18 protein-coding genes and 2 pseudogenes are annotated in these 24,388 nt (G+C 33.0%); 6 read left to right on the forward strand and 14 right to left on the reverse strand.

Features of this window, described 5'->3' with window-relative positions:
• The first annotated feature begins 197 nt into the window (after positions 1-197).
• The 6 genes and pseudogenes from ASD98_RS09495 to ASD98_RS24570 form a co-directional block, all read left to right on the forward strand.
• Entirely contained in the window at positions 198-3,284 is a 3,087-nt protein-coding gene (locus ASD98_RS09495; protein WP_056203455.1) for a SusC/RagA family TonB-linked outer membrane protein, read from the forward strand.
• Between the two features lie 17 nt (positions 3,285-3,301).
• On the forward strand, positions 3,302-4,888 hold the full coding sequence (locus ASD98_RS09500) for a SusD/RagB family nutrient-binding outer membrane lipoprotein (RefSeq protein WP_056203457.1): 1,587 nt from the start codon (positions 3,302-3,304) through the stop codon (positions 4,886-4,888).
• A gap of 90 nt (positions 4,889-4,978) precedes the next feature.
• Complete coding sequence (locus ASD98_RS09505; RefSeq protein WP_056203460.1) at positions 4,979-6,028, forward strand: exo-alpha-sialidase; 1,050 nt, start codon at positions 4,979-4,981, stop codon at positions 6,026-6,028.
• A gap of 17 nt (positions 6,029-6,045) precedes the next feature.
• Positions 6,046-6,378: an L-rhamnose mutarotase gene (locus ASD98_RS09510; RefSeq protein WP_056203463.1), complete on the forward strand. Its 333-nt coding sequence runs from the start codon at positions 6,046-6,048 to the stop codon at positions 6,376-6,378.
• A gap of 159 nt (positions 6,379-6,537) precedes the next feature.
• Positions 6,538-7,509, forward strand: coding sequence for a M20/M25/M40 family metallo-hydrolase (locus ASD98_RS09515; RefSeq protein ID WP_056203466.1), 972 nt, complete (start codon positions 6,538-6,540; stop codon positions 7,507-7,509).
• Positions 7,510-7,515: 6 nt separating this feature from the next.
• Positions 7,516-7,650, forward strand: a pseudogene (locus ASD98_RS24570) (transcriptional regulator); the annotation flags it as partial.
• A gap of 64 nt (positions 7,651-7,714) precedes the next feature.
• Here ASD98_RS24570 and ASD98_RS09520 read toward each other — a convergent pair.
• The 14 genes and pseudogenes from ASD98_RS09520 to ASD98_RS09585 all read right to left on the reverse strand — a co-directional run.
• A pseudogene (locus tag ASD98_RS09520) lies at positions 7,715-8,012 on the reverse strand (transposase); the annotation flags it as partial.
• Between the two features lie 51 nt (positions 8,013-8,063).
• On the reverse strand, positions 8,064-8,483 hold the full coding sequence (locus ASD98_RS09525) for a hypothetical protein (protein WP_056203473.1): 420 nt from the start codon (positions 8,481-8,483) through the stop codon (positions 8,064-8,066).
• A gap of 4 nt (positions 8,484-8,487) precedes the next feature.
• On the reverse strand, positions 8,488-12,108 hold the full coding sequence (locus tag ASD98_RS09530; RefSeq protein ID WP_056203475.1) for a DUF6443 domain-containing protein: 3,621 nt from the start codon (positions 12,106-12,108) through the stop codon (positions 8,488-8,490).
• A gap of 7 nt (positions 12,109-12,115) precedes the next feature.
• Complete coding sequence (locus ASD98_RS09535) at positions 12,116-15,526, reverse strand: RHS repeat domain-containing protein (protein ID WP_128414812.1); 3,411 nt, start codon at positions 15,524-15,526, stop codon at positions 12,116-12,118.
• Between the two features lie 182 nt (positions 15,527-15,708).
• On the reverse strand, positions 15,709-16,845 hold the full coding sequence (locus tag ASD98_RS09540; protein ID WP_056203480.1) for a type II secretion system F family protein: 1,137 nt from the start codon (positions 16,843-16,845) through the stop codon (positions 15,709-15,711).
• Positions 16,835-17,311, reverse strand: coding sequence for a type II secretion system protein J (locus ASD98_RS09545; protein WP_056203482.1), 477 nt, complete (start codon positions 17,309-17,311; stop codon positions 16,835-16,837). The genes ASD98_RS09540 and ASD98_RS09545 overlap by 11 nt, the downstream gene beginning before the upstream one ends.
• Positions 17,293-17,637 carry a hypothetical protein gene (locus ASD98_RS09550; RefSeq protein ID WP_056203485.1) on the reverse strand — a complete coding sequence of 115 codons (345 nt, stop codon included), beginning with the start codon at positions 17,635-17,637 and terminating at the stop codon, positions 17,293-17,295. The genes ASD98_RS09545 and ASD98_RS09550 overlap by 19 nt, the downstream gene beginning before the upstream one ends.
• Entirely contained in the window at positions 17,625-18,902 is a 1,278-nt protein-coding gene (locus ASD98_RS09555) for a hypothetical protein (protein ID WP_242412094.1), read from the reverse strand. Before ASD98_RS09555 ends, ASD98_RS09550 begins: the two co-directional genes overlap by 13 nt.
• A gap of 2 nt (positions 18,903-18,904) precedes the next feature.
• Complete coding sequence (locus tag ASD98_RS09560; RefSeq protein WP_056203491.1) at positions 18,905-19,390, reverse strand: hypothetical protein; 486 nt, start codon at positions 19,388-19,390, stop codon at positions 18,905-18,907.
• 7 nt (positions 19,391-19,397) lie between these two features.
• Complete coding sequence (locus ASD98_RS09565) at positions 19,398-20,504, reverse strand: pyocin knob domain-containing protein (protein WP_128414813.1); 1,107 nt, start codon at positions 20,502-20,504, stop codon at positions 19,398-19,400.
• Positions 20,505-20,511: 7 nt separating this feature from the next.
• Positions 20,512-21,462, reverse strand: coding sequence for a tail fiber protein (locus ASD98_RS09570; protein ID WP_056203496.1), 951 nt, complete (start codon positions 21,460-21,462; stop codon positions 20,512-20,514).
• A 1-nt stretch (position 21,463) separates the two neighbouring features.
• Complete coding sequence (locus ASD98_RS09575) at positions 21,464-22,402, reverse strand: tail fiber protein (protein ID WP_056203498.1); 939 nt, start codon at positions 22,400-22,402, stop codon at positions 21,464-21,466.
• Between the two features lie 8 nt (positions 22,403-22,410).
• Entirely contained in the window at positions 22,411-23,331 is a 921-nt protein-coding gene (locus ASD98_RS09580) for a tail fiber protein (RefSeq protein ID WP_128414814.1), read from the reverse strand.
• An 89-nt stretch (positions 23,332-23,420) separates the two neighbouring features.
• On the reverse strand, positions 23,421-24,353 hold the full coding sequence (locus ASD98_RS09585) for a hypothetical protein (protein ID WP_056203503.1): 933 nt from the start codon (positions 24,351-24,353) through the stop codon (positions 23,421-23,423).
• Between the last annotated feature and the right edge of the window lie 35 nt (positions 24,354-24,388).

Genomic DNA, 24,388 nt, shown 5'->3' on the forward strand with positions numbered 1-24,388 from the left:
AGTGAAACACTTCGATTAATGCGAACAAGGTGTTGGAAATAAAGAGGATAAAGATTACAATTTAAAACGTTTTCGTACCCTTAAATGATAAATGTATTCCCAACACCTTTTCAAACTTGTCATTTGTCGAAATTATATCTTGTTAACAAAATGTATTCTTAAGTTTAACATGTTATTAACTCAAAAAACAACTAAATATGATCAAGAACGTACTAAAATTACTGTTTGTGATATGCTTATTTGGATTTCAAAATCTAGAGGCACAAACAACAGTAAAAGGAACGATAACAGATGCTCAAAGCGGAATTCCGATCCCTGGGGCAAATGTTGTGGTTAAGGGAACAAAAACAAGTACATCATCAGATTTTGATGGTAAGTACTCTATTACTGTTCCGAATCAATCAGCAGTTTTGGTTTTCTCTTATGTTGGCTCAGCTTCAAAAGAAGTAGCCGTAGGAAGTCAAACTACCATTAATGCAGCTTTAGGCGCTTCGGCACAACAATTAGGAGAGGTAGTAGTAACTGCTCTTGGTATTAAAAGAGAGAAAAAAGCAATTACTTACTCAGCTCAAAACATTGCAGTAGACGAGCTTTCAGAAGCAAGATCATTAAACGTTGCTAACTCACTATCAGGTAAGGTTGCAGGTCTTAACTACTCTACAACTTCAAATGGTGTTGGTTCTTCTTCAAGAATTACATTAAGAGGTAACAGATCTCTTAACGGAAACAACCAGCCGCTATATGTAGTAGATGGTGTGCCTATTAGTAACGGTACAACTACAACAAACCCGGATATTGATACGGGAGGAACTACACAGCCAGACGGTATTTCAAACATCAACCCGGAGGATATTGCTTCGATGACTGTTTTGAAAGGACCTTCTGCAGCAGCTCTTTACGGATCAAGAGCGAGTAATGGTGTTATCGTAATTACAACAAAATCAGGAAAATCAGGAAAAACATCTGTTTCGGTATCTTCTAATTTCATGGCTTCATCTGCTTACAACCTGATGAACTTACAAAATGAGTATGGTCAGGGAACAAATGGAGTTTACAATCCAACTTCTACCTCAAGCTGGGGAGGAAGATTAGACGGAAGTCAGGTTTCAAACTGGCAGTTAGTTCGCAACCCAAATTATACAGGACCGGCTACACAAAGTTATTCTCCACAGCCAAACAACGTTATTGATTTTTACAAAACGGGTTACAATTTAGCTAATACTTTAACGGTTACAGCTGGTAACGAAAAAGCGCAGGGTTATTTCTCTTACACTAACACGCGCGCTGAAGGTATTGTTGGCGGAAACCAATTAGACAGACACAATCTTAACTTAAGATTGACTAGTAAAATCTCTGATAAATTATCATTAGATGTAAAAACAAACTACATCGTTCAGGATATCGATAATTTATTGAGAACTGGTGAAGAATCTATCGGAACATCTGCTTATTTATTACCTCGTAGTATCGCTTATAACGATTATAAAAACTTCGAATATTTTGATGCTGCAGGACAAAGACAAGTAAATTATTTTGTTGACGAAACTGGATCTCCTGGAGGAAACCCATTCTGGTCTGCATTACGTGATGATGCTCGTACAGATAAAAGAAACAGATTTATTGGTTTAGCTTCTCTTAAATACGAATTTACAAAAACGTTAAGTTTACAGGGTAGAGCTGGTTTAGACCAAATGACAAACAAAAACGTAAGAAACAGATATGCAACTATAGCATTCAATAATAACTTAGGTTCATACAGCGAATCTTATGAAACAGTAAGTGAATTGAATATTGATGCTTTACTTTCTTACAATGAAAAATTTGGAGATTTTTCTGTGGGACTTAATGCTGGTGCCAGCTCATTGCAGCAAAGTAATTCAGCTTTAAATTCAGGAGGAGTTTTAAGTAAGAGAAACTATTTTGCATTGTCTAACGTACAAACAATTCAATCTACTTCTACAGCTTCAGAAAAAAGAATTAACTCTGTTTATGGATTTGGTCAGATTGGTTTCAGAAACTATTTATTCTTAGATTTAACGGCTAGAAATGACTGGTCATCTACTTTACCAACAGATTATTTTTACCCTTCTGTAGGTTTATCAGCTGTTATTTCTGATATGGTTAAATTACCAGAAGTAATTAGTTTTGCAAAAGTAAGAGCTTCTTATGCGCAAGTTGGTAACGATACTGATCCTTATCAAACACAGCAAAGATTTTCATACATTGGAGGAAATGGTGGTATGTTATACGGACAAAGTACTAAAGCTAATCCAAACTTAAAACCGGAGATCTCTTCTTCTACAGAATTTGGTGCCGATGTTAGATTCTTTAATAATCGTTTAGGTTTAGATTTTACATACTTTAACACATTAACTGATAACCAGATTTTCTATATCAATACTCCTGAGGCTTCTGGATATTCAAGAGCTATTGTAAATGGTGGAGATATTGAAAATAAAGGTATCGAGCTTACACTTACTGCGACTCCTATTCAAACAGAAAATTTTAGCTGGGATATTACAGCAAACTACGCTTCTTATAAATCTAAAGTAAAATCGATTTATGATGGTAGAGATGAATTAGTTTTGGGAGAAGGACGTTTGGTAAGAAGTAAAGTTGTTCAAGGAGGCGAATACGGAGATTTATACATTAAAGGTTTCCAAAGAGATCCAAATGGAAATATTATTGTAAACAGTGCAGGTATTCCATTAGCAACAAATGGTTTTGATGTTCGTGCTGGTAATTTTAACCCAGACTGGACAGCAGGTTTCAAAAATAACTTTAAATACAAAGATTTCTCTTTAAGCTTCTTAGTTGATTTTAGAATTGGCGGTGAAGTTATTTCATACACTCAGGCCAGACAAGCTGGTTTAGGAGTTAGTGACGTTACTTTAGCAGGAAGAGAAGGCGGCATTGTTGTTGATGGTGTTGTTTCTAACGGAAACGGTACTTATTCTCCAAATACTACAAGTATTACAGCAGAGCAATACTGGACAGCTATTGGACAAAGAACCCCTATTGCAGAACCTTTTATTTATGATGCAACAAACATCAGATTAAGAGAACTTGTTTTTGGGTATTCTTTACCAAAACGTTTATTGGGTAATTCAGGATTTACAAATGTTGATTTTTCATTAGTGGGAAGAAATTTATTCTTCTTCGTGAACAAAGCTAAATATTTTGATCCAGAGGCAGGAGCAGGAACAGGAAACCTGCAGGGTATAGAATCTTTCAACATTCCTTCAACGAGAGATTATGGAGTTAATGTTAAATTTGGATTTTAATTAAATAAAGAGATATCATGAAATATAGTTTTAAAATAAAAACGTTAGGAGTTGCATTAATGGCAGTTTCGATTTTATCAAGCTGTACCGGCGACTTTGATGAAATAAACAAAGATCCTAATTCATTGACTGAGGATCAGTTAGATGCTACGTTAGCAGGACCTTCATTTGCATCTGCGCTTTATGCGGGTATTCATAACGGATCTTATTCATCGCCAGGTGTTGATGATCAGGGAACTTGGGGTATTGCTACAGGTATTTTATCTTCTACTTTTGTTCAATATTTAGATTGTAGATATGGTACTGAGAGAAATGCATTCGTAAACGGCTACGAAGGCCGTGGATGGACAAGATTTTACACCGTTGCAGTTCCGGCTTTAAACAATGCTATTAAAGCATCTGAAGGAAACGCTGAAGCTTTGGCAGTTCTTAAAATCTGGAAAGTTTTTATGTACAATCAAATGGTTGATGCTTACGGACCAATTCCTTATACTGAAGCAGGAAACGGAAAAGAGAAAGTAGCTTATGACAGCGTAGAATTTATCTATACAGACTTTTTTAAATTATTGAACGAAGCAAATGCTACATTATCGTCTTCTTCTTTAACAACTGTGGCTTCATTTCAGCCAAACGACAGAGTGTATGCAGGAAGTGTGGCAAAATGGAGAGTTTTTGGAAACAGTTTAAGACTTCGTTTAGCTTTAAGAATTTCTGATAAAGAACCTGCACAAGCAAAAACAGAAGCAGAAGCTGCTGTAGCTGCAGGTGTAATGCAGACAAACGATCAAAGTGCTTATTTCAAAGCAAGCAACATTACTCCAAACAATTTAAATATGATTGTAAACAGCTGGGGTTATGTAATGACTTCTTCTATGGAAAGTATTTTGGTAGGATACAACGACCCACGCTTAGCAAAATGGTTTGCTCCAATCGATACAGGAGTTTACAGAGGACAGCCTATTGGAGGTTTACAAGATCAGTTTGGAACGACTAAATTCTCAGCTTTCAATAATGATGTTATGGGTAACGGAGCTGCAGGAAATCTTAGTGAATCTAAAAATATTGAAATCTTCATGGCTTCTGAAAATTATTTAAGCAGAGCAGAAGGAGCTTTAAACGGATGGAACATGGGTGGAACTGCTCAAAGTTTATACGAAACTGGTATTAGATTGTCTTTACAGCAATGGGGAATTGTTGATAATACAGCAATTAACGCTTACATTGCAGGATCAACTTTGCCAACTTTACCAAACGTACTTACTGTTTATCCAACTTTAGACTTACAAGATATTCCGGTAAAATTACCTGTGGCTTGGTCTTCAACAGAAGCAAATCAGCGTACACAAATTGCAGTTCAAAAGTATTTAGCGATTTTCCCAGAATCTTGGGAAGCCTGGTCAGATTTACGTAGAAGTGATGCGAAAGTTATTTATCCGCCGTTGAATACAGACAATAATGATCCGGGAGTTGGAAAAAGCTTAATGAAACGTATAATTTATGTTACAAACGAATATTCTTCAAACAAAGATGCAGTTACAGACGGAATCTCAAAACTTGGAGGTCCTGATTCTGGAGGAACTAAACTTTGGTGGGATACAAAATAATTATTTGGTTGAGTAAAGATCCACACAATCTTTACTTAAAAATTCAAAAGGAGAGGAAACTCTCCTTTTGTTTTATATAAAAGTCAGATTATGAATTTAAAAAAATATGGGTCGATTGTTTTATTAGTTTCTGTTTTTCTTGCTTGTAAATCAATTAAAACCGAACCTAAAGCAGTTAATATTACTCAAAATTATATTGCAGCAAATCCGGTTACAGCGGCCAGTCATGCCTCAACATTGGTGGAGTTAGAAAATAATACACTTTTGGCAGCGTGGTTTGGCGGAAAATATGAAGGAGCAAAAGATGTCAGTATTTATATTTCATCTTATAAAGAAAAAAAATGGTCGGCACCAAAAAAACTGATTGAACCTTTAATTAGAGACGGAGATACACTGCCATGCTGGAACCCGGTTTTGTTTAAAAGTAAAAGTCAGAATTTGTATTTATTTTATAAAGTGGGTAAAAATCCGCGAGAATGGTTTGGTGCAATGATTGTTTCTAAAGACGATGGAAAGAGTTGGAGTAATCCAAAATATCTTCCAAAAGGAATTTTAGGACCAATTCGGAATAAACCCATCGAAACTATTCCCGGAATTATTTTATGCGGAAGCAGCACAGAAAGTGTCGACGATAATAAATGGAGAGTTTTTATAGAAACTTATAATGAAGCGACAGACAGCTGGACTATTACAGATATTAACGATAAGAAGAATTTCGATATTATTCAGCCAACTTTTTTAGTTCATTCTGATAAAGAAATTCAGATTTTATCCCGAAGCCGACATAATAAATTAATCTCATCCTGGTCTGAAGATAATGGCAAAACATGGCAGAAAACAGACAGCATTAATGTTGTAAATTCAAATTCTGGAGTTGATGCCGTAACTTTATCAAATAAATCTTTTTTATTGGTGAATAATCCACTTAAGATGGGAAAAGACTGGTTTAACGGAAGAAATGTTTTGGATGTAGAATATTCTAAAGATGGTGTAAATTGGAGCAAATTATTTGATTTAGAAAACCAACCGGAAGGTGAATTTAGTTATCCGGCGATTATTCAGATTTCTGATAAAAAGATTCATATTTTGTATACTTATAATAGAAAGTTTATCAAGCATACAATATTTGATTTAAAATAAATTTTAAAAACAGCATTATGCAAAAACACTGTCTTGCCTTAGACTTAAATAACCACCCAGATTTAATTGCTGAATATATCGATTACCATAAAAATGTCTGGCCTGAAATTCAGAAGAGCATTAAAGATTCGGGAATTATCAATTTAGAGATTTACAATGTCGGCGATCGTTTGTTTATGATTATCGAAGCCAATGACGATTTCTCATTTACAGAAAAAACAAAACAAGATGCCGAAAATCCAAAAGTACAGGAATGGGAAACGCTAATGTGGAAATTCCAAAAAGCTTTACCACAAGCCAAATCTGGGGAAAAATGGATTTTAATGGATAAAATTTTTGAACTTAAATAAATTTATTGGCACACGGATGACACGGATTTGCTTCGCAAAGACGCTGATTAAAACGGATTTCTTTTTATATTTTTTTATAATAAAAATCTGTGTCCACCCGCGTCTTTGCGAAGCAAATCCGTGTCATCCGTGTGCTAATTTTAGACAACTAAATTAATTATGAAATTTTTGCAAAAGATCAACTTTGTTTACGGTTTGTTACTTTTTAGCTTTATAACAAATGCTCAAAAAAGCAACTTAGCCCAGACATTTTATAAACACGATAAATATCTTTCTTCAGATAAATTAGAAGGTCGTTTCGTTGGAACAAAAGGAAATAACGACGCAGCATCTTACATCAAAAAATATTTTAAAAAGTATAGATTAAAAGAATTTAATTGCAACTATTATCAGCCTTTTAAAGTTTTTGTAAAAGAAGGAATTAACAAAACAAAATCAGATAGTGTTTCGACTCAAAATGTTTTAGGATATATTGAAGGATCTGACGAAAAACTCAAAAACGAATTTATCGTTATTGGTGCACATTACGATCATTGGGGTTGGGGCGGAAGCGGTTCTGGAAGCAAAAAGAAAGATACCGTTGCGATTCATAACGGAGCAGATGATAATGCATCTGGAGTTTCGGCTTTGTTGTGTATTTTGGAAGAAGTTTCGAAGTTGAAAATCAAGCCTAAAAGAAGTATTATTTTTATTTCTTTCAGCGGAGAAGAAGAAGGATTATTAGGTTCAAAATATTTTATAAATCATTTACCGATCAAAAAAGAAGCTGTAAAAGTAATGCTGAATATGGATATGGTAGGAAGATTAAATGCCGAAAAACAAATCTATATGGGCGGCGCAGGAACTTTTCCAAACGGAGTTGAACTCATGAAAAAACTAGGTCAAAACAGCGGATTAAACTCGGTTGTTTTCGCAGGAGATGTTGGCGGATCTGATCATGTTTCTTTTTACAAAGCTTCGATTTCTGCTATAGGTTTCCATACAGGCGGACATCCGCAATATCATACGCCAGAAGATGATATTGACTTAATTAATTTTGAAGGTGGTGCTTTGGTGAGTAAGTATATTTATAATGCTTTGGTAAGTATTGCGAATTATGATGAGGAATTGGTTTTTATAAAGCAGGATTAAGGAAATAATTATTGTACATTCAATCTACTTGATAAATTAGTTGAAGTTTATGAGGAAAACAAAAAGCTTTATGAGTATTTGTTAGAACCTGAGAAAGAGAAAAATGCTTATTTGGAGAAGTTGTTGTTGGGGGAGAAGTAAATTTTTTATACAATATTTGAGTTGTCCTAAAATAGATTGGCAGATTTTACAGGAAAAATTCATATTAACCAGTCAGGTTTTCTTGGCTGGTTTTTTCATGTACAAAATTTGGAGTCTGCATCATTAAACTTAAATGTGGTCTCTTTGTATTGTAACTACTTATAGAGTTGTTTATAAGTTTTTCTAATGTAGTTCCATCTTTGCATTTATAAATTAAAAACTCATTTTTTAATATTCCATTTATTCTTTCTGCTAAAGTATTTTTGATAAGAGTCATATCCATCTGTCATTGATGGTTTAATGTTATTTTTAGCTAAAACGTCCTGATAAATCTTTGAACAGTATTGTAAGCCTCTATCGGAACAAAAAAGCCACTCCGTATGGAATGGCTTAAATGTAAATATTTGTTTTTACTACTTATCTTTATCTTTTTCGATAAATTCTTTAATTTCTTTTAGAAAATCTGGAGTTGAAGTAGGATATTTAGGAAATGAGTCAACCATAAATATAACCGATTTTACTGTATTAGCTGTTTGATAAGTGAGTTCATAACGAAATGAACTTTTTTTATCAATAGAAAGAATATTTTCGAATAATACCTTTTCATTCTTAATTAGAAGATATTTATTGCCTAAATAAACTTCTTCTAATTTTCTAAAATTAAATATCCATGCAAATAGAAAAATTAAAGTTGGAAAAAAAATAAATGCTAAATTTTTAAAAGTCAAATCAAAGATGGTAAAACCAAAAAGTAATATTAAAGCATTAATTAAAAGAATGATTGGTACAATTTTCTTTCGAAAATACGTTGTTTTACTAGATATTTTTTTCATAAAATTAAAATTTAATTCCTATTTTGAATCCTCCTTCACCACCAATACCAATTCCTTGGCTATAATTCACATTAATTCCTATAAATTGAGAGTCTTCTGATTTTTCATACGAAATAATTCCATATCCTGCAGAAAAAGAATGACCTTCCTTTTTATCGTAAGTATATTGAGCTCCACCTTCCGCACCTCCTCCTACAACAATTTTATGTGTTTTAATCTTGTCCAGACCTTCTTGATTAGACCATGAATATCCCCATTCATTATATTCTCCTATTGTAACCCGTGCCGTATGTTTTAATCCTACATCATAATATGTTCCAATTTTAAGTGACGTTGAAGCTTGTACGTATGTATGATCAGCCAGCCAAGTATCTAGTGCTTTAATTACTTTTTGTCCCTTTTTTTGCCATGGTGCATATTTTTCTTTCTTTCCACTTTTTCCTTTTCCACCTTTTCTTTTCTCCCCTTTTCCTGATCCGCTTTTTATTTCTTTTTCTCCACCTGAAATATAATTAGGTTCATAATTAAAATCTTTAATTGAAGGTTGATGGTTTGGATTAGGGTCATCCTCTCTATATTTTCCTTCGTCATTATAATTCTGTGCTAGATTTAATTCTACAGGTTCCTTTTTAGTGCCTTTATCATTATCCATTCCTCTATTTGAAGCATTTGCCATTCCGTCAGGGTCTATAAAAAAGGCAGGGCAATTAAGAGCGTAAACATATGGAGAGTTTCTTCTCGAAATCTCAGCCAGCGGATCAATATTCATCCAACGCCCAAGAGCAGGATCATAGTTTCTTGCCCCGTAGTCATACATATTTAACTGTACGCCGCCGATATTTTCATCCTGCAGTTCTTTTCCGTTATATTTGAATTTGTTGTCTGTACCATTTACTGCACCATTATATCCTTTCTGCGTCAGTCCAAAAGCATAATAATTGTTTTCCTGTACAATTTCACTGCTGTTTACAGCACCGTTATTGTCTTTGTCCTGATAGCTTAAACGGATATTTCCTAAATGGTCTTTGTACTGGTAAATATAATTATAAATTCCTGCATTGTAAACTATATATCCTTCAGGTTGAGAGAACTGCTTTAAAATATTATTTTCATAAACAAAACTCCCAGCATAATCGGTACTGCTTCCTGTGCTTACAGTTTTTCGCTGTTTTCCTCCAGCAGCATCATAAACATAATTTATTGTACCGCCGTTTATAGTGACAGAAGTAGGAAGGTTTAAATGGTTATAACTTACAGCAGTAATTTTTTTATTGGCATCAGTTTTCATATTGCCGTTACTATCATAAGTATACTCTGTCGTTGTACTGCTTCCGTTATTAAAACCCTCTGTACTGCCTGAGGTATCTTCTACTTTAATAAGTTTGTTTCCTGTGTCGTAGGTATAAGCCAGATTATCCATAGTGCCAAAAGTGGTTGCTGCTGCATTTGTGTTTCCTAATCTAAGGATACTCATGATATTTCCATTTTTATCATAACTTAAACCTTCGTTATATCTTCCGGTATTCACAGCTGAGTTGTCTGTTGCTTGGGTTAATCGGTTTAACTGGTCATACGAATAGGTATAATTTTTTAAACTGCTGTCAGTATTGGCGGTTTTCCAAAAAGTCTGGCTGATGTTTCCGTTAAACAATGGTGTTCCGGAAGTTGGGGTATTGTAGTTAACTTGAAAAGCAAATAACTTGCTTCCAAGTGTAGTAACATTATTGATCCCTTTTAGCCAGCCTCTCACATTATAAGTATAATCGATACTCTGCAGTCGTGACTGGGTGATTTTACCTCCAACCCCTTTTGACATTAACTGTCCTAGATTATCATAGGCATTATCAGCGATAACTTCCTGTGTCTGGCTGTTTATGGTTTGTTTCTGTGTCAATAAGCGTCCGACATGATCGTAATCAAAAACATCTACTAATGTAATCTGGGGGTCTGTTCCTTTTTGATGTGTACTGGTTGTTTCTATAGGCTTACCAATAAAATCAAGTTTTGTTTTTACAGTCGCGGTCACTGTCAAGTAATTGTTTTTACTGTAATTATAAACAGGCCTTCCTTTTGCATCATAATAGTTAACATTGGTAATCCAGCTGCTGGTGCCTAAGACACGTATTTTTGAGCAGGTATTTAACCCTTTTGCATTGGTAATAGGGGTAACGCCATAAGATTGAACAGAAACTCCTCCATCAAGGTCTATGTTGCTGTAATCATCATAGTATGTTATGGTAAACAAATCCAATCCCGTATTTGGGAAAGCATTATTCGAGTAATTTACAGAAGTACTATTAATGGTTAAAGGAGCTGCAACTTTATTTTCAAATAAAGTGGTGCCTGTATTAGCCAGTGTTTGAACCGCTGCTCTGGTTACCTGCACAGCATTTACATATTCACCAGTGTATATGGGTCTGCTGAAAGCGTCATACTTGATAAAAAGCCATTTATTGGCAGGTCTTAGGTTAGCATCCTGTGTCAGGACTGGTCTGTCTAATTTATCATACACTATATATTCCCAATCCTTGCCAGGCAGTTTTTTCTCTACGAGCCTGTTACGATCGTCATATTTATATTGGTAACACAAGTCATTTAAAACTGCTGCTGAGATTGCTCCATCGGCTTTTGGAGGGATAACATACGTTAAGTTGCCGTATATATCATAAACATAATAAGTTTCATGCGAAGTATTGGTTAAAACCAGATTCACCATAGAATTTCCGTACGTTTTTTTTAGTATAATACGGCCTTCTTTGTCTTTAAATTCCTCAGTAGTATTGTTAGTTCCTGAAGTCCAGTTTTCATTTTTTACTACAGTTTTATAAAGCTGGTTGGCTGTATAATAAACATTTGCAGTGCTGTTGCCTAAACTTATATCATATATTCCCTGCGCAGCATTCCAGGTCGTTACAGCGGTAAAAAGTTTAACGTTTTCCGCTGCTGTGTTAGCGATCTCATCTACTTTTACTTCATGTCCAGAATTAACAGCCCAGGCACTTCCTGGTGCACCCTGCAGTAAAACCCTGTTTAAAGGGGAATCTTCAAACTTTTTTTGAGAAAATGGGTTAGGGGTTGTGCTGTTGATATCTGTAGGATAATTTGAAACATAATAACTATTTGTACTTGAATCAGCTCCGGTTCTATAGGAAGCAATTGTTCCTGCTGTTGCCATGAAAGGAAGATAATCCTTATCCTGTCTTCCAAATCCGTCATAACCAATATGTGTTACAATATCCTGTTTACCTGGAGAAGCTTTAATTGCAATATTTTGTACAGGTCTTCCCAGTCCGTCAAAATAACCAATAGATTCTATAACATCCTTATTATTTAATATTCCGGAAGTACTTGTCATTGGGGTTTGAAAAGTTCTGGTGAAAATATAATTTTCGTTTGAGAAATTTAGCGGAATATAAGAATCGGCATTAACTGTAGCTAAAAAAGTACTTCCGGCTTGTATTGCCGTTGTCGGCAGTAAAGTTATACTCTGTGTGGCGATAAGTGTCTCTGTACCGGTAACGGTATAATTGCTTTTTGTTATAGTTGCTGGTACTTGCGCTATTGCTTTAAATGATATAAAAACCAATAAAAGGCAGATATGGATATGTTTTAAGATATTTTTCATCGTGATATTAGTTTTTATAGTGGTATTGGTTTTCAGAAATCAAATTACCTTGTGCATCTTTTACAAATTGTAACCTTCCGGCGCTGTCATAAGTATAAATGATCTTATCTCCTTTTGGATCTGTTATGGTGCTAACGCCAACAAGGGGCAGATAGGTATAGGTTGTGACCATTGCATTTGGCAGCGCTGTTCTTAAAGCATTAAGAGCAGTAATTAAGTCAGCTTCAGTTCCGGTATTCGAAAGACTCTGAAGGTTTGCTGCATAGGACGAAACCTGACTGTAGTTAGCATTTTCGATTTTGGCAATAGGCTGTGATTTGTTATATCCCCAGATAATTGAAACAGGTGTACCATTTTCAAGGGAATATTCCAGGACATTCCCATTTCCTAAACTAACACTGTTTATTACATCAGTATCATATAACGTAAAGTTTATTTTACGGTTTGTATTATTGAAAGGAAAAGTTTCGACTAATCCTTTTGAAGAGTGAATTTCAGTTGGTAAAAGCAGGTTCCCGGTAGCCGTACTCTGTCCGTATTTAGTAATAGACTCAGATGTCTGTACATTATTGACAAAAGTTTCTGTTTTGATTGGTTTATCAATCTTATTTAGGTTTATTAAACCTTGCATCTCTGTTGTCTGCCCAGTAGAAACTAAATCTTGAGGGTAGCTCAGCTGTGTTTTTAATGTTTCGTTTTTACTGTTTATGGTTTCAGTTTTGGTCAGCTGATAATGAAGCGGGTTTTGATAACTGTAAGTAGTTGTTTTTTGGTTTGTTGGGTTTTCGTTATCATCGTATTCGATTTCTGTTGTAGAAGTAATTTCTTTTTTTCCTTGTGAAGTTTGTCCTACTGCATAATAGAACATTCCGGAATGAAAATCGCTTCCTTGACTATAAGGCTGATTAAATGATACTGTATATTCATTAGGAAAAACAGGTATAGGATAACTATTAAAAACAATATTATATGATAGTGTTGATTCTTTTAATACCGTATATTGATTAATAGTACTATGAATTATCTTATATGTATTAGGTGCTGTATCTGTTTTATAAATATTTTTCTTTAATAAAGATCCTTGGTTCCATAGATCATTTTTATAAAAAGCAAAATTAGTTAAAGATCTTGAAGCAAGACCAATATCATAAGCTTGAGCAATATTGAAACCAGGGCTTTGAAAAAGAGTTGGTAAATTTCCTGTATTTATATCGAAAAGTCGGGTTACAGGTATGTTTTCATAATAATATTCTGTTTTACCGTTTTGTTGTGTATTATCTGCATTAGATTCTATTTCTGTTACTTTTCCATAAGTAATAGATGGAGAGCCTCCACTATTGTTATCAAAAAGGGCTGAAGTGGACAAAACAGGAATAATATCACTTTTCCTATTTTCAGTAAACATACCTCTGACATATGTACCATTCCCTTCTTTAACTAAAGGATTTTCTGTAGCATACTCGTATGATTTAGTATAAATAGCATTACTGTCTTTACCATCATAACTTTTTACAGATTTTATCCTTAAGCCTCCAAGTAATCTTGCGGTTAAAACAGGTGTTCCAGGATCAGTAACTTCTTTCCAGCTCGCTGTTATATAACTAAAAGGACATCCAGCAGCTCCCATAAAACCACTTCTATATTCATACGCACCTAGAGTATATGTACTCGTTCCAAAATTTTCAATCACAGTCCCACTACCAGCAGGATATTTCGATCCACTAGGGTTTGGTCGAAAATATATTGTTGAACCAAAGGTTACTTTTGTATTAGGACCATTTTCCTGAGTAGCTTCGGTAAAACCATATGTAATTTTCCCACTGCCCTGAACGTAAGTCGATGATGGAGTAAAAGTGGTGGTACTAGTATTAGGGCCTGCATTGTAATTACAACCACTACCATAGGCGATAGCAGTAGCTGATTTATCAGTTACAATAGGAGTTGTAACATATTCAAAATATCTATTAGCTTCATATTCAAAAGTAGAATACCCACCTTCTGGATAAGTTATTTTTTGTAAAATACCAGATTTCATTAAGTTTTCATTAGCACTCCTGTCTCCATTTCCTACTGTATAATAAAGGGACGCTGGGCCTATATCTATAAATCTTCGACTTATCAAAGTAGGAGGACATAAGTTTCCTGAATTGCCATTGATATAGCCCCAATAATCTTTTTTTGTTGTACCTCTTGACGGAAGGGTTGTACCTTCATACTCAAATATATGTTTTACATTTAGTGTATTATTTATAACTTGAGTAAGTTTTAATGATTTATCACGACTACTAATGTTTTTAGAAGAATTATAAGAATTTAGATTTCCTATTCCATCATTTGGATCAGTAGTTGTTCTAGATCCTCCTGATCTATTATAATAATCATAAACAAAACTATAGTCTTTAATTAAAGTCTTTGTAATACCTTTAAGACTATATATACTTATTTTATCTAATTTGTAATCGTCTGTTAAATCTTGCCTATTTTGATTAGAAGTAAATTCAACAATCCCATTATTAAAGTTTATAGATGTTAAAAATTGTCTACTCGAACTTGTTTTTTCAGGGAAAATAGATTTTAATGCAGGTGTAATATTTGTTTTGATATCGTTGTCAACTAACTGTTCGCCTGTTACTATTTGATAATCAAACACGTTAGCAAGTGTTTTGTATTTGAATGATATAATGCCGTTAGGAGCTTTACTATTTGCAGGAATTATTTCTGTTAGATACCAGGTTGAGATATAATCTGCTTTATTTACATCTGAATTGTTATGAGTTATTTCATTTGCATTGTAGCCAGCAAGATCTTGTCCAAAACGATAAATTGTTCCATCACTTTTAGTTACTTCTAATGTTTGTGTGTTTCCATACAAACCATTGTTAGAGGAGGAAGTTTTAACTACAGTATTCTGTAGATCTTTAAAAATCGCTACTTTGTTAACAAAATAAAATGTTCCCGATAATCCAGGAGCATTTACAATGAATTCATCATATGCTGAATCAGTCCCACTAGATCCTGTCCAATATGGGTTGTATTGATTAAATAAAATATTATAAGCTGCAGCTGTAAAGGGAGAATTGACAATGTTAGGGATCGTATTTCCATTATCAGGAACCCCTTTTACATTTCGTACAACTGCGCCTCCAGCATTTAAATTCCACCCTAAACCTACCCAAGAAGCAAGTTCGTCTAGTTGTATACCTGCACTGTTATAATTTAAATCGATAGGAACTGTTAGTTCGTTAGTTTTTATAGTATATAACGGAATGCTAATGTTTATCTTTCCTGTTGAATAATCTACAGGAAATAATCCTTCTTTCGCAAAGGAAGCAGCATTTGGACTTACAGGAAAATAATTAGGAAGATCTTTAGTGACTTGAGAAAAAACTGCATTAGAAATAACTAATGTAAAAAGCATTAGTTTTAAAAAAGATGTTTTGAGCATATTAAGATAATAATTATTAAAAATGTTAAATAATTTTAATGCGATATGTAAGAAAATACAAGTTTAGTTTAATTTTGTTAAAAGATTACTTATTTATTTTGATAAATATTAACAAAAAAAACTTTATTGTTGATATGTATATTTTGATTTATAAATTAACTAATAGCACTACTCAACTGGAACATTGGTAAGTACATAGCAACCAATAAAACAGCGACTAAAATTCCAACAAAAAGAATAATAAAGGGTTCAAGAACAGTAGTCATAACTTTAGACTGCTGCACCACTTCTTGATTGTACTGTTCGCTTAACTGCTTGAATACATATTCAGTCTGGTTGGTTTCTTCGGCTACTTTTACGAGAGATATAATTCGGTTATCGAAAAGAGGAGTGTTTTTTAAACTGGCACTTAAACTATTTCCTTTTAAAATACTATTTTCTACTTGTTCAAGTGCTTCTTGAAGCGGTACAAAACGAATCATCTTCTTGACCATTTGAATACTGTTCAATAACGGAACTTTAGCGGTTGTAAGAAGTGTTACTGCCTGAGTAAATTGTGCCAGATAAACCTTTGTCATAAAAGGCCCTAAAACTGGAATTTTTATAAGAAAATAATGCAATGCTTTTTTGTACTTATGATTGTCTTTAAAAAACTGAGTTGAAAAAATAAAAATAATTATTGCCAAGAAAAAGTAGAGTCCGTATGTTTTGGTCCAGATCGATAACTTTACAATCATCTGTGTCAAAAAAGGTAGTTCCATATTGTTTTGTTTGAAAATATCCTGAAACATAGGTACGACATAACTCAACATAAAAATAACAACCAAAACCGCTGTACTCAATACAATAGAAGGGTAGGTGAGTGCAGCTACAATAATTCTTTTTTGTTCATTTTTGCGTTCAAAAAAACGACCAAGTTCTTCACATACCTGTGCTGTAGTTCCAGTTTCTTCCCCAATTTGTATAGAATAATATTCATATTCTGTAAATGATTTTGAAGTCATTAAAGCATCAGAAAAAGGCCTTCCATTCACTACATCATTTAGAATTGTCTGGATTAAATCTTTATCTGTTTTTTTCTTTAATGACTCGATAATCAACGATAATCCTTCTTTAAAACTAACTCCAGCTTTTAGTAAAACAGCAAGTTCAAGATAAAAAGCCTGTTTCTTTTTATTATTGAAACTGTCACCAAAAAGAGTGATTTCTTTTTTTAACAGACTCTCGATACTATTCTCATTTTTAGATTGAACAGCTTTTTTATTGGGTGTGTTTTCTATTTTAAAGGCCATCTTCCTGATTCATAAAAAAGGTTAAATCATTTTTTTTCGAAACAAAAATTTGATAATCGGGTAGTTCTGTTTCAGCAAATATTGATAATGCATCTATTTGTCCATTGCTTATTTCTTTTCCTTTAAAAAAAGCTTTTCTCGGAGCAATTTTCAATTTAATTGTGTCACGATTTCGCATGCTAAATTTGTCCTGAAAGGAATATGTTACCGTATCAATTTCTGAAATCATTATTAATAACTGTTTATCGCTATCATACATTATATTATGTGGTTCATTAAAATCCTGCCAAAGTTTTTGTTCGAAGAGCGCCAGAGTACTCGTTTTTTCAAAATTGTTTTGAATGGTATGAATTTGCTTTTGAACAATCCGCAAAACACTAAATGCCATACCGACTACAATAGCAGTAATAATCATAACTACTATCATCTCTGACAATGTAAACGATTTTAATTTTCCTGCAGCCATATTACTTGTTGTTTTGTAATTTCTTTTTTGGAAATGTTATTTACTGCTGAAATCGAAATCATCTTTTTCGTCGATACAGCTTCCAATTCAATGCTGATATTCCAATTTTTATATTCTTCCTGATAGGGTAATTTGATAGTATTATTTTGAACTTCATATTCAAGTTCATTAATTCGGGTTTCAATACCATGGGTGTTTTTAGAGAAGGTATTAAAGACTAGATTGTTTAATATTAAACTTGCCACAATGAAAATAATGACTACTAAAACTGTAGCTACAATGGCTTCGACCAATGTTGCCGATTTTATTTTTTTTAGTATAACCATTTCAAAACAGTTTTAGGTTGTTGCTCTAAAATTATTCCTCCATAAATTGCCGGTACAGTTTCGTTTTCAATAGTAGCATTATAAACGTGATTCATAAAAATAGACCCAGCCTGATTTGCCACAAATTGTTTAGTATAAACAGATCCGGAAACGGTTCCTTTTATTTCAAAATTGCCATTACAATAGACCTGGCCTTTTATTTTTGAATCTTTTTCTAATACAATTTGGGTCTGAAAATCGGATGTTTCTTTTGTCTGGATATAAGTTACGCATCCTTTTAAAATACTTCCTTCTCCAATAAAGATTTGATTTTCTGATAAAGTATTATAATTAGAGTTATCACTGACACTATTTTTATTGTCCTGAAATAGAAGTAAAGCCGATGGGTAGCTTAAATTACATTTTTTGCCCAATGTGATTTTTTTAGATGCAATAGCCTGAAAACTTCCAATTGTTTCATCTTCAATTTCAATAATAGGCGCAATTAAGATTAAGTCATTTAATAAAGCAGTTTTTCTAACTTTAATAGCCGTTTCTGATTTAATTATAATATTTCCAGATATAATTTTGTTCTCAAGTGTTATGGCATTCTGAGAATAAAATCCGTTTGTTTTTTCTTTAAAAGAATTTGTAATTTTCACAGACGAATTTAGATTGATATAATCTTCCTGGCGATCTATTTTATATTCTTTTAGATAAAAATTTAAGGCATCAAGAAAAGCTTTTTCCGGTTTTGGCAGTTCGGAAGTACTTTTTTCAATACGTCCGTAAATTAATTGAGTCCCATAGTAACTGTTACCTCCAATATAACCTGAGTTTACACCTTGGGTTGGCAGATAAGCAATACCTTGAATTTTGGTACTTCCCACTACAGTCAGTGCATTATGTGTCTCTTGTAAAAAAAGAGTAGGGGATTTGTCTGCTACGATAAGAGATCCTATTATAGCAGTTTTGGTAAATTTTTTTTTGCGGAATTGTGTTATTGTGACCCCTTTTTGAAATACTCCCCATTGAGATAAATGGGTTTTTATGGTTTGATTTTCTTTTTTTATGAAATCAATTGTGACCGTGTCACTATTTAATTCCTTTTGCTCTAAAAGTGACTGGATTCCTATATCTGCAATCTGGATATTTTCAATGGCTCCTTTTGACTGCTCTTTCATGTATATAAATGTATATGCATATAAAACAAGGCTAGCGAGAAGCAAAGCAATTAATACAGCAATAAAAACCGTAAACTGCAAAGCACCAGATTTAAGTTTCAATTTCAATCCTGAAGCATTATAAGATTAAGATTACCTTTGTATTTAACATATACAGATTCTTTGCCACCATCTTTAAGGAAAATTTCGTTTTCTGTATCGCCAATTTTCATATAGTAGTTTTTACCATCAATAATAAGCATGTAGATTTTGCTTTTACCTTTTGTATCAGTAATTAAACCTTTGTATACAATATTTGGCCAAACCAAAGGTTCAGGCTGTTTAATAACTTTTGGAGTTTTAGCTTTAGCTGCTTTTGCAGAGGATACAGTTTCAGGATTGTACATTTTTCCTAAAAAAGGATCTCTATAATTTACATTAATAGTAAAAGATTCTCTTTTATTAACTTTTAAAGGTTTAAAATTAAATTCGGAATTGTTTTCAGGGATTATTTCATTTGAACTTGTAAACGAAAATACCTGAAACAAAACAGCACCCCAAACAAATAAAACGAGTGGTAAAAGAACGTATATGTTTTTTTTGTTTTTCATTAATAACCTATTTTTGACCTAATTCTTTTTCGATTTTTTCTATTCGCAAAGCTAAAGCTTTTAATGCTTCAATCTCTTTTGCCTGCTCTTCAATTTTTTTATTTTGCTGAATAGAATATAAAGTTAACTCTTCAATTTTTTGAAGCAATTTAGAATTCATTTCCCCTAGATTAATTCCATTTTTTAAAACTTCTTCTTCGCTTGGAATGTCTTTTAGATGACCTTTTTCTGCAATATGTTTTTCCACTTCTTCAAGTGTTGGTAAATTATATTCTTTTTTGAAAACAAAATCTGACCAGCCAGTTGCCTGAACTTTTATTTCTCTTGCACCAATAGATCCTTCTACAGCCAGTTTATGTGTTCCTGTTGTTAAAGTACCAATTCCAACGTTGCCATTTAAGGTTACAACCATTTTTGATGTGTAAGTTAAATTTTGTGCTGAAGTCGCAGGATCTGCAGTTTGAATCAGTAAACCGTTAACACCAGTATCTGTCCCACTATAAAATCTAATGCCAAAAGATTTTGTTTGATCTGCATGTGTAATCATTTCTAGGCCGCTTTGACCATTACCATACTGGCCTAACTTTAGCTCTTCAAAATTATATACTCCCGGTATAGATAGTTTTGAAGTACCTCCATTATTAAATTCCCCAATTTGGAGTTTGTTTTGTGGGGCAGTTGTTCCAATTCCAAAATTTCCACCTGAGATATAGCTATTGCTAGTTCCTGTAATTTTTAAGTTTCCTGCTGACTCAACATCACTTTTAGAGTCTAATAGATTTCGCCATTCATCCCAGGTATTCTGATTATAAAATGCACTTCTATACATTATTCTACCACCTTCCCAGGTACTTTTAAAGTATAATTGAGAAACTAAATGTCCAGCCTTTCCATAAATTTCTAATAATGAACCATAAGTTGAAGGAGCATTTGTTCCTCCATAATTATCCCATAACTTTAAGGACATTGGCGTGATTCCAACTCGCGGAAGACTGTTGAAATCTTTTTGTTCAGTGGCCCACTTTAAGCTGTTAGAGCCCAAATTACCATCAAAAGTTTGAGCACTCATGAATGAATGGAATGAAATTAGGGTAAGAAGTAATATTTTTTTCATTTGGATTTTATTTTATTTTTTGTTCTAATTGAGTTAGTCTTTCAAGAATAGATTTAAAAGTTTCGTTTTCCTTTTTTAATATTTCAATCTCATCTGATTGTTTATTGTTTTTCTTTTCCTGCTCAATTAAATAAAGCGTCATTTCTTCGATCTTTTTAAGTAAAGTCATATTCATTTCAGCCAACATTAAACCATTCTTTTCAATTTCTATTGCAGAAGGAACTTCAGGTAAATGCTTATTTTCTTTAATATAATTTTCAACTTCTTCTAAAGTTTTAAGCTTGTAATCGTTTTTAAAAACATAATCAGGAACTAATGGCCCAAGCATATCAACTCGCACTTCCTGCGTGTGGATTTTTCCTTTTACAGTTAGTTTTTCATCTGGTGCTAAAGTTCCTATTCCAACATTTGCAGTAAAATATGCATTTCGACTTTGATAAGTACCGGTTGTTGTTGCATAAGTATCAACTGCAGTTTTAAAAGTTAATTGGCCTCCATTGATTATATTAAAAGGGAGTGGATTTTGAACTTCATCATACACAACAGGGTTTACAGCATAATTAGATTGATAATAATAAGTAGTTGCACCACCTCGAATCCAGATTATAATTTCTTTATTTCCAGATGCTGCTGTGATATCTTGCCATCCAGCTATTAATGGACTACTACCGGTAATTATAAGAGGCTTAACTTCAGCATCAATAAAATTAGAACCATTTCCCCAAGCAGTAGTATGAAAATTAAATGTAGCCATTAACGACCCTCTCCATGATGCATTAGTATGAACATTACTTCTGCCTAAAATTAGATTAGTTGGAACATTATTTCCCCATCCTCCATCAATAAATTTTACTGGATAAAATTTGTCGAGATCACCATTTACTACAAAATTACCAGAAACTTGTCCGTAAGAAATTATAGAGATTAAAAGTATAAGGCTGGTTAGCAGTTTTTTCATGTTATTTATCTAATTGTTTTAATATTGCTATATCTTTTTTTATTTCTTCATTCTCCTTTTTCATTTCAATCATATAAAGTGTCATTTCTTCGATCTTTTTAAGTAAAGCCATATTCATTTCTGCAAGCATCAAACCGTTTTTTTCTATTTCTTTTGCCGATGGAATTTCTGGTAGATGTTTTTTTTCTTTTATATAATCTTCAACTTCTTGTAAAGTTTTAAGTTTATAATCATTTTCAAAAACATAGTCAGGAACTAACGGTCCAGTCATATCAACTCGGACTTCCTGCGTATGGATTTTTCCTTTTACAGTTAGTTTTTCGTCTGGATTTGCTGTTCCAATTCCCACATTACCATTTTGGATGGCTTTTATGGCAAGAGTTGCACCATCTGCAATAAAAACATTTCCGACATATAAATCCCAATCAGAAGTCATTGGAACGAATTTAGAAACTGTTGTATCATTTCCACTAGTATTTAAAGCAGTAAAAATACCATTTGTGTTTAAAGCCGTTACCTTTATGTAAACAGTAATTGGGGTGTTTATTCCTAAGGTATTTATTGCTCTTATTCTAAATCGTGGGTTTGCATATTGCGTGTTACAATCAATTGTAAAATTAACCCCGGATCCTACATAAGGGTTGTTATTTACTCTCCCTGCTTCTCTCCACAATGCCGGGTTAGAATGAGATATTGAAGCAATATGAGTCGCTGCTGAAGCAACATTCCCTCTTGTATAATTTATCGAAATTTGATAATAACCACTGGCTCCTGCAGAAGCTGGATTTACACTTAAAAATTCAATATAATCACCTACAACATATCCTGCAGGGAAAGTAACACTGCTTTCATATTCTGTTGTATAAAATAAATTATTTGATTTAGCAGAAAGTTTAATAAAAAATAAAACGGTAAATAGTAGAAGTAATTTTTTTTTCATTTTAAGGATTATTTAGTTAGGATTGTTTCGATTTTCTTTTCAAGATTTTCAATTTTTTTATTTTGTTCAATCATATAAAGCGTCATTTCTTCAATCTTTTTAAGTAAAGTCATATTCATTTCGGCTAACATTAAACCATTCTTTTCAATTTCCTGTGCAGAAGGAACTTCAGGTAAATGCTTATTTTCTTTAATATAATTTTCTATTTCCTCCAATGATTTAAGTTTATAATCATTTTCAAAAACATAATCAGGAACTAGTGCTCCTAACAAATCAACACGAACTTCTTGTGTGTGAATTTTTCCTTTTACGGTTAGTTTTTCGTCAGGAACCATTGTGCCAATACCAACATTATTACCCATTACAAGAAAATTACCTACAGAATGAGTTTCGCTTAAATTAGGTGTAAAATCTTCAATATTGGAAAGGACATCTGTATTTACAGGAGTTCCATTTATTTGATACGCTACAGATTTCATGTTTTCACCAGTCGATTTTGTCCAGCCAGAAAATTTAAAACCCCAATTGTGATAGGCATTTGAATAAGGTACATCGACGGCTAAATATTTTTTTCCATTGTAAATACATGTTTTTAAAGTCCAATAACTAAAATTATCAATTGATTTTATAGCAGCAGTAGTATTGTTGTAAGATGATGAAGAGTTAACTTCGAGTATATTTATTCTATTACCGGCTGATGCAGCTCCTCTAAGCGCTGTAATTGTACCTATTGCGTTATTCATATTTATTAATGTGCCGTTGTACATTTCATGAAGTAAGATTAAATTTCGAGTGTAATCGCCTCCACCATTCCAACCAATATCAATGATTTTGTAATCACCAGCTAAAGGTGTTGTTGTTATCTGTGCATTAATATATAAGGGAGTAAATAATATAACCAGACAAATAAATTTTAGTTTTTTGTTCATTTCTTTTGTTTTATAGCTGTAATTTTTTAGTTGATATTGCAAGTAATTCTTTGCCAAATTTAATAAAGAGAAAGAAATTATAATACGTTTTAATTTATAGTAAAATTAAAAACCGTACTTCTTGCACTTTGATTTCCGGCTTCATCAAACGATTTTACAAACCAATAATATGTTCCAGTAGTCATAGTTTTATTATATAGACTGGTACCTCGGTCTTTAAAGTTTAAATTGGTCAATGCGCTTTCAGTATAAACGTATATGCTGTCTCTTTCTGCGCTTCCAGAAACAGGATTTCTGTTCCATTGAAAATCTATGCTTTTATTAGTTGTAGTACTTGCATTTGTCGGGCTAGATAAGATTGGGGTGTTGGGAGCTTTCGTGTCTACTAAAATTGATCTTGAAGTGTAAAGGGTTTGTGCAGTTCCGTTACTGGCTCTTACTTTCCAAGTATATTTACCCTCATCAAATGTAAAATTAAAAAATGTAGCTGCTGAATTTTGTTCTTTTACCAAAGTATTGTTTTCATCCAGAACTTGAAGCTGATAGTTTGTTGCACCAATAATAGCATCCCAGGATAATTTTTGTAAAGCAGTTTTTGTTGTTAAATTGTTGCTGGGTGTCAATAACACAACGGTATTATTTTGAAAATCATCATTATTTAAAATTTCAAAACTTCTTCTTGAATACTGAGTTTCATAAGCACTGTTGACTGCTTTTATTCTCCATTCATATTTTCCAATATTTAATTGCTGCGTGTAAGAGTTTTTTGTGACTAAAGTGTCAAGTATTATTTGTTGCGGTGCATCAAAATTTGGAATCGCAATTTGTAATTGATATTTATCAGCCCCTTCAACGATCTCCCATGAGAATGTAACCCCTGTTGAAGATAAAGCGGCACTGTTTGCGGGAGCTGTTAATGATACCTCTTTTTTAGAGATATCATCTACCATTAATATTTCTTCGCAAGAAATAAAAGTTACAAGAACTAGAAATAGAAAATATTTAGATAAAATTTTATGCATGATATTTAATTAATATAATTAGTAAACGCTGAGAA

The sequence above is a fragment of the Flavobacterium sp. Root186 genome (assembly GCF_001428525.1).
GTDB lineage: Bacteria > Bacteroidota > Bacteroidia > Flavobacteriales > Flavobacteriaceae > Flavobacterium.